Source organism: Hymenobacter sp. (genome assembly GCF_036387835.1).
Classification (GTDB): domain Bacteria; phylum Bacteroidota; class Bacteroidia; order Cytophagales; family Hymenobacteraceae; genus Hymenobacter.
Genome location: NZ_DASVSY010000096.1, coordinates 1 through 17,531, shown reverse-complemented (window position 1 = coordinate 17,531; position 17,531 = coordinate 1). Strand labels below are relative to the sequence as shown.

Annotated in this window: 13 protein-coding genes; 6 read left to right on the top strand and 7 right to left on the bottom strand. The window is 57.9% G+C overall.

Features of this window, described 5'->3' with window-relative positions; translation table 11 throughout:
* Positions 1-123: 123 nt before the first annotated feature.
* A complete protein-coding gene (locus VF639_RS18515) occupies positions 124-1,146 on the bottom strand; it encodes an SPASM domain-containing protein (RefSeq protein WP_331147422.1) in 1,023 nt (340 codons plus the stop codon).
* Between the two features lie 164 nt (positions 1,147-1,310).
* Here VF639_RS18515 and VF639_RS18510 point away from each other — a divergent pair, with 164 nt between their 5' ends.
* Positions 1,311-1,673 carry a hypothetical protein gene (locus VF639_RS18510; protein WP_331147421.1) on the top strand — a complete coding sequence of 121 codons (363 nt, stop codon included), beginning with the start codon at positions 1,311-1,313 and terminating at the stop codon, positions 1,671-1,673.
* A 170-nt stretch (positions 1,674-1,843) separates the two neighbouring features.
* Here VF639_RS18510 and VF639_RS18505 read toward each other — a convergent pair whose 3' ends face one another.
* Together VF639_RS18505 and radA are read right to left on the bottom strand one after the other, a co-directional pair.
* Positions 1,844-3,316, bottom strand: coding sequence for a TlpA family protein disulfide reductase (locus VF639_RS18505; protein WP_331147420.1), 1,473 nt, complete (start codon positions 3,314-3,316; stop codon positions 1,844-1,846).
* Between the two features lie 192 nt (positions 3,317-3,508).
* Positions 3,509-4,894 carry a DNA repair protein RadA gene (gene radA, locus VF639_RS18500; RefSeq protein WP_331147419.1) on the bottom strand — a complete coding sequence of 462 codons (1,386 nt, stop codon included), beginning with the start codon at positions 4,892-4,894 and terminating at the stop codon, positions 3,509-3,511.
* A gap of 786 nt (positions 4,895-5,680) precedes the next feature.
* Between radA and VF639_RS18495 the strand changes: the two genes are divergently transcribed.
* The 4 genes from VF639_RS18495 (at position 5,681) to VF639_RS18480 (ending at position 11,015) form a co-directional block, all read left to right on the top strand.
* Positions 5,681-7,081 (top strand): sensor histidine kinase, encoded by a 1,401-nt coding sequence (locus tag VF639_RS18495; protein ID WP_331147418.1) that lies wholly within the window; start codon positions 5,681-5,683, stop codon positions 7,079-7,081.
* A 299-nt stretch (positions 7,082-7,380) separates the two neighbouring features.
* Positions 7,381-9,036: an NAD(P)/FAD-dependent oxidoreductase gene (locus VF639_RS18490; RefSeq protein WP_331147417.1), complete on the top strand. Its 1,656-nt coding sequence runs from the start codon at positions 7,381-7,383 to the stop codon at positions 9,034-9,036.
* 513 nt (positions 9,037-9,549) lie between these two features.
* Positions 9,550-10,392, top strand: a complete 843-nt coding sequence (locus VF639_RS18485; protein ID WP_331147416.1) for a metallophosphoesterase family protein — start codon at positions 9,550-9,552, stop codon at positions 10,390-10,392.
* On the top strand, positions 10,392-11,015 hold the full coding sequence (locus VF639_RS18480) for a cytochrome c-type biogenesis protein (protein WP_331147415.1): 624 nt from the start codon (positions 10,392-10,394) through the stop codon (positions 11,013-11,015). The genes VF639_RS18485 and VF639_RS18480 overlap by 1 nt, the downstream gene beginning before the upstream one ends.
* Positions 11,016-11,035: 20 nt before the next feature.
* On the opposite strand, the gene VF639_RS18475 is transcribed toward VF639_RS18480, so the two are convergent.
* The 4 genes from VF639_RS18475 to VF639_RS18460 all read right to left on the bottom strand — a co-directional run bounded on the left by VF639_RS18475 (position 11,036) and on the right by VF639_RS18460 (position 16,902).
* Positions 11,036-12,415 carry a lysophospholipid acyltransferase family protein gene (locus VF639_RS18475; protein ID WP_331147414.1) on the bottom strand — a complete coding sequence of 460 codons (1,380 nt, stop codon included), beginning with the start codon at positions 12,413-12,415 and terminating at the stop codon, positions 11,036-11,038.
* A gap of 345 nt (positions 12,416-12,760) precedes the next feature.
* Positions 12,761-14,212 carry a phytoene desaturase family protein gene (locus VF639_RS18470; RefSeq protein WP_331147413.1) on the bottom strand — a complete coding sequence of 484 codons (1,452 nt, stop codon included), beginning with the start codon at positions 14,210-14,212 and terminating at the stop codon, positions 12,761-12,763.
* 469 nt (positions 14,213-14,681) lie between these two features.
* Positions 14,682-14,849, bottom strand: coding sequence for a hypothetical protein (locus tag VF639_RS18465; protein WP_331147412.1), 168 nt, complete (start codon positions 14,847-14,849; stop codon positions 14,682-14,684).
* A gap of 70 nt (positions 14,850-14,919) precedes the next feature.
* Positions 14,920-16,902, bottom strand: coding sequence for a WG repeat-containing protein (locus VF639_RS18460; RefSeq protein WP_331147411.1), 1,983 nt, complete (start codon positions 16,900-16,902; stop codon positions 14,920-14,922).
* 386 nt (positions 16,903-17,288) lie between these two features.
* On the opposite strand from VF639_RS18460, the gene VF639_RS18455 reads away from it, so the two are divergent.
* Positions 17,289-17,531, top strand: a 243-nt coding sequence (locus VF639_RS18455) for a hypothetical protein (protein WP_331147410.1), incomplete at its 3' end; no start/stop codon positions are given.

Sequence of the window (17,531 nt, the reverse complement as noted above, 5' to 3'; positions counted from 1 at the left end):
AACCTTTTTTAGTTTACTGTCCACACAGCCCAGTAAAACTCTGACTTCAAACGCGCTGCCGCCTAAGCAGCCGGGTTAATTGAACGACAACTTCACTCTTTGCTAACTCGGCTCTTCCCTGTTTTAGCCCCACACCTTGGTGCCTTGGGTGCAGTTACGACACATTTCTATCTGGTCGCGGCCTTTGAGCAACGACGCGCGGAAGTCGCGGTACTTGGTGCCGTGCCAGAGCTGCCGGAAGCTTTGCGTTTGTAGGTTGCCGAGGCGGTACTCGGCATCTTTGTCGAAGCAGCAGGGCACTACCAGGCCGTCCCACGTAATAACGCAGCTGTGCCACATCTTCCAGCAGTGGTTGAGCAGCCGGTTCTTGATTTGCCAGGTGCCCGTGCCAGTGTTTTCGTAGCGGGAGTAGTAGTCGATGGTGGGGATGAGGGGCGAGCCGTTCTGGTAGTCGTAAATCTGTGCGGTCTTAAACCACACGTCATCCACGCCCATTTCGCGGGCCAGTTGCCGGGCCTCCTCCATCTGGTGCTCGTTGGGTTGCACCACCAGAAACTGAAACACCACCCGCGGCGTGCTCGACTTCAGCTCTTTGCGCCACCGCAGCAGGTTGCGGGTGCCTTCCAGCACCTTGTCGATTTTGCCGCCTACGCGGTATTGCTGGTATACTTCCTGCGTGGTACCGTCGAGGGAAATAATCAGCCGGTCGAGTCCGCTTTCTACCGTGCGGCGGGCGTTGGTGTCGTTGAGGTAATGGGCGTTGGTACTGGTGGCGGTGTAAATGCCCTTGCGGGAGGCATAATTCACTAGTTCCAGAAAGTTGGGGTGCAGGTAGGGCTCGCCCTGGAAGTAGAAAATCAAGTACCACAGCCGCGCCGCCACCTCATCTATCGTCTTACGGAACAAGTCATCCGGCAGCATGCCCGTTGGGCGCGTGAAAGAGCGCAAACCGCTCGGACATTCCGGGCAGCGCAGGTTGCAGCTGGTCGTTGGCTCGAACGACAGGGCTACTGGCAGCCCCCAATGCCGCGCCTTGCCCGTTAGCTTGCTCAGCGCGTAGCCCCCGACCACTTGCGTGGAATTCCAGACCCGGCGCGGGGTAGCTTTCGATAAGAAGTTCAACGAGTCGGTAAGCAGAGAAGCCATAGCTGCGTAAAGGTAGAGCGAAGAAGTTAACACTTATTCCAAGCAGTGTACTTCAATAGTAATGCAGATAAAATAGATAACGAGCTATTTCCAGCCAAATAAATTAGTAAAAACCTAAACCTGTTGGCTACCGTAAAAGAAGTTACACCCATAGTTGATGAACCATGAAAATTCAAGTTGAAGAAGGCCAAGACAAAGGCTTCCTGCCCGACGGTCGCCATACGGTCGAAATAACCGACATTCAAGAGGGCACTAGTGAGCACCAAAACGTGCCGTTCTTTGCGGCCCGCATGGAAAACGAGGAGGGCTTCATCACGCAGCGCTTCTATACTTCTCCTACTGCCATGCCTATCCTACTTTCGCTCTACGAGGCAGTTGGCATCCACCCCGAAGCCGGCAAAGACCTCGACACCAAGCAGCTGCTCGGCAAGAAAGTATCGGTAGAAGTAGGTGAACATAGCTATGCTGACCCCGCTTCCGGCAATGACCGCCATATTAAGCAAGCAACCGGCTTCCGCACCGCATAAGGTTGTGGAAGAGGTAGAACAGTGATAGTCCTACCGCTAACCTTGCAGAATTTTGTGTGGTAGGGGCCTAACCAGTAGCCTTTGAAGCCAGAGTTGTAAGCATCAAAAAGCCAGCAGCGCTACCCGTTATATCGGATAGCGCTGCTGGCTTTTTGTTTGTCGCCCAAAACCTACTTCGCCGTGGCTTCGGAAGGCATAAGACTGGTGTAGGTGCTAGCCTTGCCGAATGACTCCTTGATTTCGTCGATGGCGGCGTGGCTGCTGAGGCGCTTGGGCTTGGTGTTAAGGAAGGTGCCGTCCTCGGCCAGCAAGAAATAGGCAGGTACATCTTCCAACGCATAGGCGCGGGCTATGGGCGAACGAGGCCCACCATTTTGGTGTACCTGAATGCCAGCTAACTTCTTACCTACCACTAGTTGCTTCCAGGCTCCTTCGTTATCATCAAGAGCAATGTTGATGAACACAATGTTCTTGCCATCAAACTTACGGGCCAGATCAGCGGCGTAGGGCAAGTCGCGCAAGCACAAGCCGCTGGTAGTGCGCCAAAAGTTTAGGTACACCAGTTTGCCTCGGAAATCCCGGAGGCGTACCGTGTCGCCGTTGGCGGCTACGAGTTTGAAGTCGGGAGCAGGCGAGCCGATAGCAAACGCCTTGTGAGTCTCAAAATCGTGTTGCAGTACAGAGAAATACCGGTTTTTGGTGTCTATATTCTTGAAATCGGCCAGCATGGCTTCCGACTGCTTCACGTGCCCAAACCGGAACGACTCCTGCAATATCCGCCCCATGATGATGGGCCGCACCACCCCGCTGAGCTGCGTCTTGGCAATATCGTAGCACACTTGGTAGAAATCAGGAAACGTGCGCTGCTTGCCGCTGGCAATGGCCGTGTAGTGCACATAGTTCAGCAGAAACTCCTGATACGTTTCACTACGCATGGCCGACTCGTTGCTGATGAGGCTCTTGTCGTTCAGGAAGTCGTAGTAGGTGGGCGTCATTTTCAGGCGGCCCTCGGTGGCTACAATCTGCTCCCGCAAATCTTGAAAGGTGAGTCGGTCGTTGGCGTAGCTGTAGTCGATTTCAGCTTGAGCGTACTGCTTGAACGCCTCACTGAAATGGTTGTCTTCGATGGCGTGCGCGAGGAATTTCTTTTCCTGCTTGCGCCGGTAATCGAGAAACGAAAGAAAGGCCGGCTCATAAAGCATGATGTTCTCAGGCAGCACCTGAAAACCTTCATTCTCTACAAACTGTTCGTCGATGTCGGTGAGGTAGGTGTTGGCTTCCGAGCCACGGCCTTTATAGCGGATGCTACTAACCATGTCGTTGCCTTTGAAGCGGATGTCCATGGCATCGCCAGGCTCTAGGAAAAGGTCGGTTACATCGTCGCCGTGTACAAGGTCAGCGCGGGCCGGACCTTCCAGTTTGATTGCCAACTGAAACTCGCCTTTTTCGTTGAGGCGAGCGTAAGTGATTTGCTCTTTCGGATCTAAAGGATTTTCGCGTACGGATACGGCTACGGTATCGGAAGTGCGGCCTGTTACCTTACCCGTGAGCGTAACGGTACCTTGGGCCTGAGAACCGAAGGATAAGGCTATCAAGCCGGCAGCCAGCAGGCTCCCCTTTAAAAAGCGAATAGCGTATGGCATCGAAGCAGGAATTTCAAGCTGTTTACATGGGAATGATAGCACGAAAGTAGGACAACACAAAACTATACTTTGTTCACCTTTCGCGGTATAAGTCAATTCTTGAACCGAAGATAAGGCATTTAGATTGTGAAAGTCCAATCCATTCCTCGCCTTTTTTTCGTTAACCGGCCTTAAAAGATTGTTTTAGGAGTATTATCCAAACAAACCCTCCAATACTGCATCAAGTCTGCCTGCTGGCTGCACTCGAATCCCATAACGGGATAGGTCAAGGCCCCTTGCATTAAATTGAGAAATGTACATTTCTGCGAAGCCTAGCTTTTCAGCTTCACTTAGCCGCTGATCTAATCGGCTAACCGCCCTGATTTCTCCGCTCAGGCCCACCTCGGCAGCCAAACAGACTTCACCCCGAATCGGCAGATCGTTGAGGCTGCTCACCACAGCGGCGCACACCGCCAAATCAAGCGCAGGATCATCGAGACGCAAGCCGCCGGCAATATTGAGGAACACGTCGTGCTGGCCGAGGCGCAGGCCGCTCCGCTTTTCGAGCACGGCCAGCAGCATGTTCAGGCGCTTGGCATCGAAGCCGGTAGAACTCCGTTGGGGAGTGCCGTACGTGGCGGGCGTCACAAGGGCCTGCACTTCTACTAGTAGCGGACGGTTGCCTTCCAGCGTAGCTCCGATGGCCATACCACTCAGACTCTCAGTACGCTGGCTTAGGAGAATTTCGCTCGGGTTGCTGACTTGCCGTAGTCCGGTACCTTGCATCTCATAGATGCCCAATTCAGAAGTGCTGCCGAAGCGGTTTTTGATGGTGCGCAGAATGCGGTAGCTCAGGTGCCGGTCGCCCTCGAACTGGAGCACGGTATCCACCATGTGCTCCAGGATTTTGGGGCCGGCAATCGAGCCATCTTTGGTGATGTGGCCGATGAGCAGCACCGGCACGCCGGTTTCCTTGGCGTATTTGAGCAGTTCCTGGGTGCACTCGCGCACTTGGCTCACCGAGCCCGCTCCGCTTTCTACCAGTCCCGAATGCAGGGTTTGAATGGAGTCGACGATAACTACATTGGGCTGCAGCTGGTCGATTTGCTTGAAGATGTTCTGGGTGTTGGTTTCGGTGAGGATGTAGCAGCCAGGGTGCTGCTCGCCGAGCCGCTCGGCCCGCATCTTGATTTGCTGCTCGCTCTCCTCGCCCGACACGTAAAGCACCTTGAGTTGGCGCAAGGTCATGGCAATTTGGAGCATGAGCGTGCTTTTGCCGATGCCCGGCTCGCCACCAATAAGCACCAGAGAACCGGGCACTAAGCCGCCGCCGAGCACCCGATCTAGCTCGCCGTCCTGGGTGAGCATGCGGGGCTCTTCTTCAAACAGAATGTCGGAGATAACGCGGGGCCGGGCGGCTTTGCTGGTGCTGCCCACGCTGGTGCTGGCTTTCCAAGCGTTGGCCGCCGTAGGCTCGTCTTTCTGAATAACTTCTTCGACGTAGGTGTTCCACTCGCCGCAACTAGGGCAACGGCCAATCCATTTAGCAGACTGAGCACCGCAGCTTTGGCAGAAATATAGGGTCTTGAGTTTGGCCATGAAGCAGGTAAAGCCAACCTAAAAAGCCGGCTATTGTTAAGGCGAAGAAACAGCGAAAAGTTGCCTACGAATCGTAAAATAACGCTTTTTTTCTTTGTTAGCTGTTGCCTAGAGTGGTGCGTTGGAGCAATTCTGGTTCTAAAGTAAATACCTGATTCTTAAACTGGCCGTGCGCCGCTGGCAGGGTAGTAGCCGAAAAGAACACTCACCGTTTTAGCAAACCTCCGGATGCCACATGGCCCCTAGGCAACTCTCGCCCCAACGCCTAGCCGGCCTTACGCAAGTCATGAGGCAATAAGAGTTTATAGGCATCCCTCGACAGGCTGTGCTTACGCATGTCCGCAAACAAACCCTCTTCAAACTTACTCTTGAGCTGCAGGTTGAAACAGCACCCGCTTGCCGCTCCCGAAGCTTGAAAAAGATGGCGGGAGAAAGACGGTAAAGTAATTCGCGGCTTCCTGCGTCAGCTAGCAGTAGTGCAGATTGAAAGATGCCCGCGGCTTGTTACTCAGAGCAGGCAAACTACTGGTTGAAGGTTCTGAAGCAAGAGCAGGAAGAGGCTTCTCGTTCAGGAGCGAAGTAGCTTTATGCGCGGCCTGCTTCGGCATCTTGGGCGGGATGGATGAGCAAAGGGCCAGCCGCAAAACAGCAGTCAGCTTGCATTTCAGGCAGTTGTTGATTAAATATTTGCTATATATTCAACCAGACCACAGGGGTGCCTTCCTCCTAAGCTGTTTTAGCGCACCTAACCCGAAGGTTCCCCTCATCGGCCCAAACCTACCTACCATGACTGCCACACTTACTGCCGCCGACTTCTCCATTGTCCCGCTGCTGGCCGATTTGCCGCCCGAAACCCTGGAATGGCTGATAGAGCACGGAGAGCGACGTGAATTCACCACTGGCCAGACCATTCAACAGCCCGGCGACCCGGCCGAGTTCATGATAATACTTCTGGCGGGCGGCGTTCAATTCTATGCCCTACGCAACGGCAACCGGGAGCCAATTTTCAGGGTGGAAGCGGGCCAGGTTAGTGGAGTGCTGCCCTACTCCCGCTTGCAAACCATCAAAGGGCTAAGTGTGGCCATGGGGCCAACCATTGTGTATGCGCTGCACCGCAACCGCTTTCCGGAGCTAGAGCGGCAGAGCCCGGAGCTAGTGCAGCGGCTGGTGGGGTTGATGAGCGACCGGGCCCGCAACGAAGCGCGCGGCCAGGAGCGTGACGAAAAGCTGCGGGCGCTAGGTAAGCTGTCGGCCGGGTTGGCGCACGAGCTCAACAATCCGGCCGCCGCCATTGTCCGGGCCGCCGAGGCTTTGTCGGGGCGCTTGCACGAGGCCCCCACTCAGTTCGGCGACTTGCTGTGTCATTGCCCCGAGCCAGCGGCTCTGGCTATCCTTACCACGCTGGCCGCTACGCCGCCACCGGCCGGGCCGCCACTCTCGGGGCTGGCCCGCGCCGACCGGGAAGACGAGTTGATCGACTGGCTGGAAACACAAAACGTAGCCGACGCTTACACCCTGGCCACGGGCCTGCTGGATGCGGGCCTGGCGCCGGCGCAACTCGAAGCGGCCACCGCAGATTTGCCAGTACCCGCCCGCCCAGCGGCCCTCACCTGGCTTTCCACGCAACTCACGATGCTGCGGCTGATTCAGGATGTGCAGGAAGCGGGCGGGCGCATCAGCACGCTGGTTGGCAACGTAAAAACGTACTCCCACATGGACCGCGCCGGCGGCTTTGCCCCGGTCGATGTGCAGGCGAGCTTGGAAAGCACCATCAATATGCTTGGCTACCAGCTGCGCGAGAAAAACCTTCGCCTTGTGCGCGACTACGCCCTTAATTTGCCGCAGGTGAGCGGGCAGGTCAGCAGCCTCAATCAGGTGTGGACCAATCTGCTCGATAACGCCATTGATGCGCTGCCTTCCGGTGGCGAAATCACGCTGCGCACTCGCTTTGAGGGCGAGTATGTTCGGGTGTTCGTAATTGACAACGGCCCCGGCATTCCACCCGACATCTTGCCCCGCATCCTGGACCCGTTTTTCACTACCAAGCCCGCCGGCGAAGGCACGGGCCTCGGCCTCGACATTGCTTTGCGCATTGTGGAAAACCACGGCGGTAAGTTGGAAGTCCGCTCCGAGCCAAACCACACCGAATTCTGCATTTGGCTGCCCGTAGGACGAGTAACTGAGTGAGGTTGTTGCGCCGCTGAGAAGAGGTCCTCCGAACTTTGCGCAAGGTTTCGGGAAATCATTCGGCCTAATGGCGCAGCAATGGTGAGTGAGATAGATGCCTCAAGTGGCCGCGCTTTTTGTCTTATAACCAGATACTTCTTGACTTTACATATACTTAACCTTAGGCCCGCTATTTTGCCAATTGTTTCAACCTGCCTGCCCGCGCTTAAGCGGGTGGCCTGCTCTAAGCGCGCCTTGCCCTATAACTAGCAGACAAACAATCCTTACTTAGCTACTCTACTCCGTTACTTTCCGAAGTCATGAATAAGAAACCTATCATACTTGCCGTCGACGATGATGTGCAGGTGTTGAATGCCGTGGATCGGGACTTGCGCAGTGAGTTTCGGCGAGACTACCGCGTGTTGCGGGCAGGCTCGGGCGAGGAGGCGCTGGATACCTTGCGGGAACTGCGGGCCCGGGAAGAGCCGCTGGCCCTGATTCTGGCCGACCAGCGTATGCCAGGTATGGAAGGTGTGGAGTTGCTGTCGGAAGCACGCAGCATCTTCCCCGATGCCAAGCGGGTGCTGCTCACGGCCTACGCCGACACGGAGGCGGCCATCCGGGCCATCAACAATGCCCGCCTCGACCACTACCTGATGAAGCCCTGGGACCCGCCTCAACAGCTACTTTACCCTACCCTCCACGATTTGCTAGCCGCCTGGCAGCGCGAGTATTCGCCGAAGTTCAGCGGGCTCCGGCTTGTAGGCTTTCAATGGTCACCGCTGTCGCACGAAATCAAGGATTTTCTGACGGGCTACATGGTGGGCTTTCAATGGCTGGATTTCGAAACCAACGCGGAAGCGCAGGAACTGCTAACGGCCAAAGGCTTCTCGGCCACCGACCTCCCGGTCGTGGTTTTCGAAGATGGCGAGGCGCTTGCCCGCCCGGCCAAAACCGACCTCGCACAGCGCATGGGCCTGACCATTACGGCCAAGCAGGAGCTTTATGATGTGGTGGTAATTGGGGCCGGTCCGTCGGGGCTGGCGGCGGCCGTGTACGGTGCTTCGGAGGGCTTGAAAACGTTGATTATCGAGCGGCAAACCTTTGGAGGTCAGGCCGGAACCAGTTCCCGCATCGAAAACTACCTAGGTTTCCCCACGGGCCTGAGCGGGGCCGAACTGGCCCACCGCGCTTGGGCGCAGGCCGTGCGCCTCGGCGCCGAAATTCTAGCTCCGCAAGAGGTGGTTGACCTGTGCGTGCAGGATGGCTACAAGGTACTCACCCTCACCGATGGCAGCAAGGTGCGCACGCGCGCCGTCGTGCTGACTACCGGCGTCAGCTACCGGACCCTCGATGTGCCGGGCATTGACCGCCTCAGCGGCGCGGGCGTGTACTACGGCGCGGCCCGCACCGAGGCCCGCTCCTGCGACCAGCAGGACGTATACATCGTGGGGGGCGGCAACTCGGCGGGGCAGGCGGCCATGTATCTGGCCACGTATGCCCGCCGGGTGTTCATCGTTATTCGGGGCGCTTCATTGGCGGCCTCTATGTCGGCCTATTTAATTGATCAAATCAGTGACACGCCCAACATCGAGATTCTGCCTTTCACTGAAGTAGCCGAGGTGTGCGGCAAAGACCACCTGGAGGAAGTAGTGTTGAAAATTAATGGGCAGTTCGAGAAGCGGCCGGCGCGGGCCTTGTTTGTGTTCATCGGGGCCAAGCCTAGTACCGAGTGGGTTTGCAACACCGTTATCTGTGACAACAAAGGCTTTATGCTCACCGGCCGCGACCTGGTGACGGACCCGCGCTACGCAACTTCCTGGAAGCACAGCCGGGAGCCTTACCTGCTCGAAACCTGCGTACCGGGGGTGTTTGCCGCTGGCGACAGCCGAGCGGGCGCCATGGCCCGCGTGGCGTCGGCCGTTGGCGAAGGCTCGATGGCCATCAAGTTTGTGCATCAGTATCTGGACGAGTAAATGGAGGTTGCAAACACTAAGTAACAGGTGGCAAGGAAAAGACCGTTCTGCCAGATCCTACGTCCGTATGCGGGGCCTCCAGCCAGGAACCGAAGGCGAAGGCACCTTGGTTTTTAGTATGGTCGTGCTGCGTGCAGGCACAGCCGTAGTCGAAGTATCTCGCGTGCTAAGGTTGCCATAGTAGCTGACATCACCAAGCTTATCCTGTCGTGCTTCGACTACGGCTGCGCGCAGTACGACAGGATAAGCTTGGTGATGTCAGCACACGTCAGGTAGAGTGACGCAAAGCACACCAAGATGGCAGACCTATCGCTAAAACAATCCGACTTGCTTTATGCTTTCGTTTTGTGCGCTACAACAACAGCCGCAACCTAGTGGAAACCGATTGCGAAAAGAAAGTGGACAGATAGGTTGGAAAAACTTCTTCGAAAAACACTGAAGCCTCTCTGCTAGTATGCAATCGGTGTTATCCGCAGCAGATGGCACACTTCACCTTGTTCTGGCTTATTCGATATGTTTCTTTCTACTTTACTTAGTAGGCGCTGGACGACGAGCTGCGTAGCGGCTCTAACGCTGCTTAGCAGCTGCGAGATGCTAGAGTTCAGCCCGAATGCCTACAACAACACCGGCGACCAAACCGACCTGACGGCCAAGAACCTGGCGCGGCTGGCGGCCAAGCCTTTGCCCCCCGGCGACACGCTGCGGTTTGTATTCACCGGCGATTCGCAGCGTTTCTACGAGCACGCCGAGAACTTGGTGAAGAGCGTGAATCAGCAGCGGGACTTGTCGCTCTTGGTGGTGGCCGGCGACATTTCCGATTTCGGGCTGCCCCGCGAAATGCGGCTGGTGGCCGAGCGCCTCAACAAACTCACGATTCCCTACCTCACCGTTATCGGCAACCACGACCAGCTCGCCAACGGCCGGGAAGCGTATCAGCACATTTTCGGGCCCCTGAATTACTCGTTTGTGTACGGCAACACCAAGTTTACCTTTATCGACACCAACAGCCGCGAGTACAACTTCAACGGCAAGATTCCTGATGTGCCGTGGCTGCAGCAGCAGGTAAGCAACCTCGAAGGCGCTAAACGGCAAATAGTGATGTCGCACGTGCCGCCCGACGACGGCGACTTTGATTTGAATCTGACGCCGGCTTACACTCAGGCGCTGGCCACAGCGCCCAAAATGGCCTTCGAGCTGAACGGGCACCGGCACTCGTTCCGCATCGGCGAGACCTTCAACGACGGCGTGACCTACATCAACTCCGCCGCCTTCGAGCGAGACCAGTACATCATTCTAACCGTTTGGAACGACGCCAACGACCAGCCCCGGTTCCGCCTAAAAACTGTGACTTTCTGATGCGCCAGCTTTTTACTTTGCTTTTGCTGAGTGCCGCCACTTCGGCGCTAGGTCAAACGCCGGCCACTTCTGCCCCCGACCCGGCCCCGCGGGCGCGGCCCTGGTACCGGCCCGGTCATGTGGTGCTGCAAACGGCCGGCGGCATAGGCATGGTGGCGGCCGGCGTAGGCTACACCTTGCTGCACGACCGGCTGGAAGCGGATATCCTTTTCGGTTATGTACCCGAGAAATACGCCGGTTCCTCGCTGAGCATCGCCACACTAAAAGCGCTTTACACGCCTTACAGCATAAATTTAAGCGAGAAGTTTCAGGTGCGGCCCCTCACCCTTGGCCTCTATGTTAGCTACACGGGCGGCGTCATCAACGAAGGCGAAACCGGTCAGTACCCTGAGGGCTACTATTGGTTTTCGCGGGATACTCGTTTCGGCCCTCTGCTAGGCAGCCGGCTCACCTACCGGTACGCCTCGGCTACGCACCCCGAACGTCAGCGCCGCATTTCGGCCTACTATGAGTTGGGCTCCAACGACTTATATCTGACCTCCTACTTCAGCAATGCCAACCGCAAAGCCCTCAGCCCGTTCGATATCATGACGCTAGGCTTCGGCCTGAAGATGGATTTTTAAGCCAAGCACCACTTCTCGCATCACTGCTCTACCGTTCTTGCCAGATACCTTTCCCTGGCTTCGGCTAGCAGGCGCAGAATGGTAGCGCGCTGGCGGAGCAGGTTTTCCATGAGGGGGCGTTGCTGGCGGAAGAGGCGCAAGGCCCGCACACGGCGGATTCGGCTGGCCAGCTGGTTCCAATACGACAGCGCGTAGAACCCTGTCAGGGGCAAGCTGATGGCATAGAGTGTGGTCCAGCGCCAGTCCTGCGTGAAGTGGTGGACTAGGGCAATCTGCAGTAGGTAGCCAACACTGAAAGTCAGCATCCCCACTACCATCATAATGGGCGCGACGAACTCCACTTCCTTGGTGGCGTGCCTGGCTACCACCGACGGGAGCTTATACGGAAGGTAGTTGTTCAGCACCCCGTACAGATACACCGGAAAACCTAGCGTAAGCTTCAACACGGCCCGCAAAGCCCGCTCGCCCCGCGTCCGCCCTTTCCGCTCCGACTCCATAGCATCATCGGTGAGGCCGAGGCGCTTCAGCTCACTTAGGTAGGTTTTCAGATGAGCGCGCGCCTCGGTCAGGCGGCCGGGGTCGTGCTGGTCGAAGTAGGCTACGGCTTGCAGCAGGGTGCGGCTCAGCTGGAAGTTGTCGTAGAGCGTGCGGGGGTCGTCTTCGATGAGCTGGCCGGTGAAGGTGCGCTCTAACTGCTGCACCAACTCGTCTTCGGCCGCGTCGCGGGTGATAACCAGGCGCTGCTCTAAGTGGCGGCGGTAGTCTTCCGTGAGTTGGTCGGCGGCGGCCAGCGGGTCGAGGCGGTAGGCTTCGGCGTAGTCGGCCACCCGGATGGGCGGCGCCACGTTGATAAATAAGTCGGAGCGGAAATTCTGAGGATCGAAGTAGTTGATACCCACCGGCAACAGGCGCAGTCCGAGCTTGAAGTCGTGCCGGGCCTCGGCGCCTAGCGCAATGCGGGCGGCCCCGGTTTTGAGAGGCCGCAAACGCCGCTCGCTGATGCTGGTGCCCTCGGGAAAAATCATGACGGTGCCGCCCTTACCCAGGTAGTCGTAGCACTTACCGAAGGTAGCCTCGTTTTGGGCCGCCATTTGCTCGTTGGTAACGGGGGCACCATCGGCTTCCACATCCTGGCGCCGGTAGATCGGAATGGAGTTGCCAGAAGTCAGCAAAGCCCGCGAAATCGGGTTCTTGAAAAAGGTGCTCTTGGCCAGAAAGGCAATGGGCTCGCGCCGGTTGGCAGCCACCACCAAGGGGTCCATGAGCGTGTTGGGGTGGTTGCTGACCATGAGCAGCGGCCCCGGCGTTTGCAGCCGGTCGCGGTGCCGGATTTCAAGTCGTCGAAAAAACACCCGCAGCGCCACCTGCACCAGGGGCTTCATAACATTGTAGAAGAGCATAGCCCCCAAGTACGGTGGAACCCATCAAACGGCCAAGTGGGCGCGTAAGGTTAAGCTTCAACGAAGCAGTACATATACTGCCGAGCAGCTTTCGACTTGCCAGAAACAGGAGTAGCGCGTAGTGCGGGTTCGTCGTCGTTGCTATTGCGGTAGGATGCCAACTGTTCAACAATACACGAGGCTCAGGCTTCGCGCTACTGCCTCTGGTCGCCAGCTGCCATCTGCCCGGTGTAGAGACGCATCTTTGCGTCTCGGCGTTGCTGACATTGTTTAGTAGGTGCGGCACCAGTCGTTCAACGCCGAGACGCAAAGATGCGTCTCTATACCGGGCAGATGCAGCTAGCTTCAATTGCTACTAAGCGGCGGGGCTGGCTGCTTGAATATATCCCGCAGGGCTTGTCGGGCCGCGTGGTAGCCACACATGCCGTGCACGCCCCCGCCGGGCGGGGTAGACGACGAGCACAGGTAGATGCCTTTCGTGGAGGTTCGGTACGGGGAAGCCCGGAGGGCGGGCCGGGTGAAAAGCTGCGTCACGTCCAGGATGCCGCCGTTGATGTCGCCGCCGATGTAGTTGCTGTTGTGCTCTTCCATTTGGGCGGTGTCGAAGGTATGGCGGGCCAGGATACGCTCGCAGAAACCAGGGGCAAAACGCTCCACTTGGTTTTCAATGGCCTCGGTCCGGTCTACGCGGGAGCCGTTGGGCACGTGGCAGTAAGCCCAGGCGGTATGCTTGCCAGCGGGAGCCCGGGTGGAGTCGAACAGGCTTTGCTGCGCCAGCAGTATGAAGGGGCGGTCGGGGTGGCGGCCGTCGCTGGTTTGCTGCTCGGCAGCGGCAATTTCCTCGAAAGTACCGCCTAGGTGCACCGTCCCGGCCTCACGGCATTCCGGCGCCGTAAAGGGTATCGGCCCATCCAGCGCCCAATCTATCTTGAACACGCCCATACCGTAGCGATACCGCTCTAGCTGCCAGCGGTAGAGAGGCGAAAACGTGTGCCCCGCAATCTGGAGCAGCTGCCGGGGCGTAACGTCCAGCAGCACCGCGCGGGCCGACGGCAGCTGCTCCAGCGACTTCACGTAGAAATTCGTTTCAATCTGGCCGCCCAACGACCGGAAATAGGAAACCAGCGCATCGGCCATAGACTGTGAGCCCCCTTGCGTGAGCGGCCACCCGCCCCGATGCCCCACCGCCATCAGCACCAGCCCGAAGGCGGCCGTGGTGGGGTTGCTCAGCGGCTGAATAGCGTGAGCGGCCATCCCGGCCCACAACCCCCGGGCCTCAGGCGTCCGAAAGCGCTTCACCAACGCCGACGCCGATTGTACGGCATCAAGCCCAAAGCGCGCCATAACGAGCGGGTGCCGCGGTATGCGCAGCGGGCCGAGAATGGCAGGAGCCAGTTGGGGCCAGTCGCGTACCAGCGGCTCTAGCAGGCGGCGGTAAGCGGGCTCATCCACCGTCAGCTTCTCCGCTGTTTCGGTTAGGGAAGTAAAGAGTGCCGCCGCCCGGCCGGTATCGAAGGGGTGGGCGGCGGCTACGGGCGGGGCAATAAACTGCAAGCCGTGGGCGGCCAGCGGCAGGGTTTTAAAGTACGGCGACTCGGCCGCCATCGGGTGAATGGCCGAGCAGATATCATGCTTGAAGCCGGGCAGCGTCAGCTCCGCCGTGCGCAGCCCGCCCCCGAGGGTATCCTTGCCTTCCACGAGCAGCACCGACAGCCCGCTCTGCTGCAACGCAATAGCCGCCGCCAACCCGTTCGGCCCCGACCCAACCACTACCGCATCAAAATCTCGCTTGTCCAATACCTCGTCATTAAATGCTCCTGCAAGTATAGAACGTATTCGGGCCTTCAACGGCTGTCTTGCGCACCACCCAGTATCGATACTACCTCACAAGGGTGCTATTTCGGGCCAACACGACGTTGAGGCTGGAACCCGCACTGATTCCGAGATTGAAGTTATAAGTAAACGTTATATTTAACAGGTTTTTCTACTTATTGTGACATTTACTTATGGGGCATCTTGGCTGCTGACCGGCCTCATCTACGGCCCACGGGTAGTCACGCTGGCAACAAAATTCCGTTGTTATCTGTGAGTAGGAACTGCTGCTCACCTAGCAATACGGTCGTATTGCGGTATCCCTGGAAGAAGCCGCTCACATAGAACTGAGAGCCCACCAACGAAAAGGATCTTAACTGATCATAGTGCACACCGCCCAAGCGTTGGGCACAGTCGAAGCGCCCAGTTCGTCCGGTATCAGTTAGCTGCGCTACTAACAAGTCGGGCTGGCCAAGGGCTTAGCATTGGTCAGCACGGTGGAACCTAGCGTTACGCTTGGCGTGCCTGTTGCCGAAATGTGGCCGGGAACGTCCAGCCGGTGCGCATTCTGCAGGTGTGGCGTCTGCGCCCAGGCACCTGTACCAGTCAGTACGTTCAGCACCAACAGCAAGGTTTTTACTGGACCACCACAACTTAGATACTGACCTTCGCAGTTGGGTGAAGTAGATCGATTAGTCTTCCCATAAGCGGCGGCCGCCGCGGGTGATGTAGCCCGCCGGACGCCCAGTGTTACTGATCCGTAACAGCCAGGTCAGCCGCCACACGCCGCGGGCAAACGGCTCTTGGGGCAGATAGGCGACTTCGTTAGCGAAGGACTGGCCGGTCGCTTCCGGCACCCGGATGCGCCGGCCACTCGGATGCAGCAGATAATATGTCGTCCCTACCCAGTTCCCCGGTAACTGGTTCCACCCGTTAACCTCTGTTAGGAGCGGGCGCAACGCTTCGTCATAAAGGTCCCAGGGGAGATTCGTTCTCGGCGATTGCGATTCGGCGAGCTGCATGGCATAGAAGCCGGGTATCGCCTGGATCCTTTCGTATCGCTGCGGAAGGAGCTGCCTCTGCCCGGCTTGGTTGAGGAGCGAGGCGACAGGCAGTGAGCCTTTCCGGCTGCAGTCGTACACGATGACCAAGCCCCGGTGGCCGTACTGAGGCATACGGCAACGAACCTGAAACGGCTGCCAGGGGCAGCGCTGTCCGTTCTCGTCGAACACGGCCACCTCTTGCCCGCGCCGTACCGAGACCCAACTGGGGCCGTCTTGGCGATCCGGCAAGCTACCCCAGTCGACCACGCCCTCACTCAATTCCTGCCCGCGGGCGTTGACCACGTACGAGCGCTTGGCGCGCACGAGCGTGGCGAACCCGCGGGTTAGCGGCCTGGTAACTGTGTCGTAGCGTATGGGCACCACCACCTGCCCGTCGCGGCAACGCAGCAGCCCGTATTGGTCGTGCTGGCGGATCACCACGTAAGCCGTATCGTAGCGGGGGCTGGACACGCCGTTGAGCGAATACATGCGGTTGCCGTTATTAGACAGGTGGTACAGATCCTGGTAGCGGGGCGCTGCCACCCAGCGCAGGCGGCGGTCGAGCAACCCACAGAACCCGTCTTGGGTCCGGGCCCGCAGACGATTGTTGTAAAACTGGTCCACTTCCGTAAACGCCGCTCCGTTCAGCAGGGGCTGCCCGTCGCGGTCGAAGAGGTGCAGCGGCCCGCGGATAGCTTTTGCGCAGTAAACCTGGCCATTAATCAGCCAGCTACCGTAGCTGTGGCCCGCCAGCGCCCGCAGCACCCGGCCGGTGGAATCCACCAACTCCACCACGTAGCTGGCAGCGGCGGTGTCGGCGCCGTAGTGGCGTTGTACCAGGGCCCGGTTGTGGTAGACGTTGCTCAGGCCAGACACGGTGCTGCCGCGCTGCACCAGGGGCAGTACTTCCTGCCCCTGCCGGTTGAGCAGCACCACCTGCCCGCTGCGGAAGCGCTCGGCCCGCGCAAAGCCGTCAATAAACGGGGTGATATCGGCGTAGTCATAGCCCGTCAGGGCCTTGCCTTGCGCGTCAAGCAAGGCCCCGCGCTCGTACTCGGGGTTGAGCGTGGCCAGCTTGCCCGGCAGCAGCGAGGGCAGGTAGCGCACTACCCGGGTGGGGGAGAGCCGGGTCAGGTCGTCCTCGCCGTTGGGAGCCAGCCAGAGGGTGTCGCGCACAGCCGTACGGCTGCCTTTCAGGTAGCGCAGCCCACTCAGGGCGGGCCGAAACCCCCTGCCGCGCCGGGATAGCAGTTGCAGGCTGCCGTCGGGCAGCAGGCCCAAGGCGCGGCTGCGGGTGGCGCGGATCATCTCGCCCCGGGCGTTGATCAGGGTAAGCGAGTCGCGCTCGGGCGTGAGCACGCCGAAGCCGAGCAGAAAGGCGCCCGGCTCACGCGCGAACACGGGCTGAATAACGAGGTTGCCCAGCGTGTCGGAGTAGCCCCAGCGCGTGCCCTTGCGGTAGGGCACCAGGCCGCCCGATGGCTCGGGTACGGCCACTAAATGGCTTACTTTGTGGGGGAAGTAGCCCCCTACCGGTACCTGGGCCCAAGTGTCGGTTAGGCTTGGCAGCAGCACCCAAAGTGTTGCCGTTAGGCGCAGCAACCCCTGTACTCTACTTTCCAGAAAACTCATACAAGCGGAATATTTTAAGATACTGCCTCCAGCCCAGTCGATAGAATAGTTAACCGAGCAGCTAGCGGAATATTTTCAGATGTCGAATGTGTTCAATGCAATATCGATTTATTAATAAAGCAATAGTGCATTGATTTAACTTGAGTTGGACATAAAAGATGCTACTTAGAATTTTTTTGAGTTGATCCTTAAACTTGGGTCTCGTTGTACCAAATAAGGTACAAGATTAACTATAGATGTAGTGCCGTAGAGCCCTTCTTACATGAGTACCCCTTTCTGTTCAACGACTACTCTAGACAGTTCTGCTAGACCTTAGAATATATGTTGAGATTGAAAGGCCTGTCGTAAAAGGCATGAGCAAGGTATTTACTGTTCTCATTTGGTCTATGAAAATCTCCTTGTCAGTTGTTGGTCTTAATAGCAGCAAAGCCACTTCGGCCGTTTGCCACCATGTCGGCGCGCACGTCCAAGCAGCATTGAGTAGGCGCGCCCGGGCCGAATTTTTCCAGCATAAAGCCCAAGGGTACCACGCGCCGACACAACACCCTAAGTTTCTTAAAAGACAGCTCAACAACCCGCTACCTACTAAACCTTACTACAAAACGAGAGGTCGGGAGAAGAGCAAATGC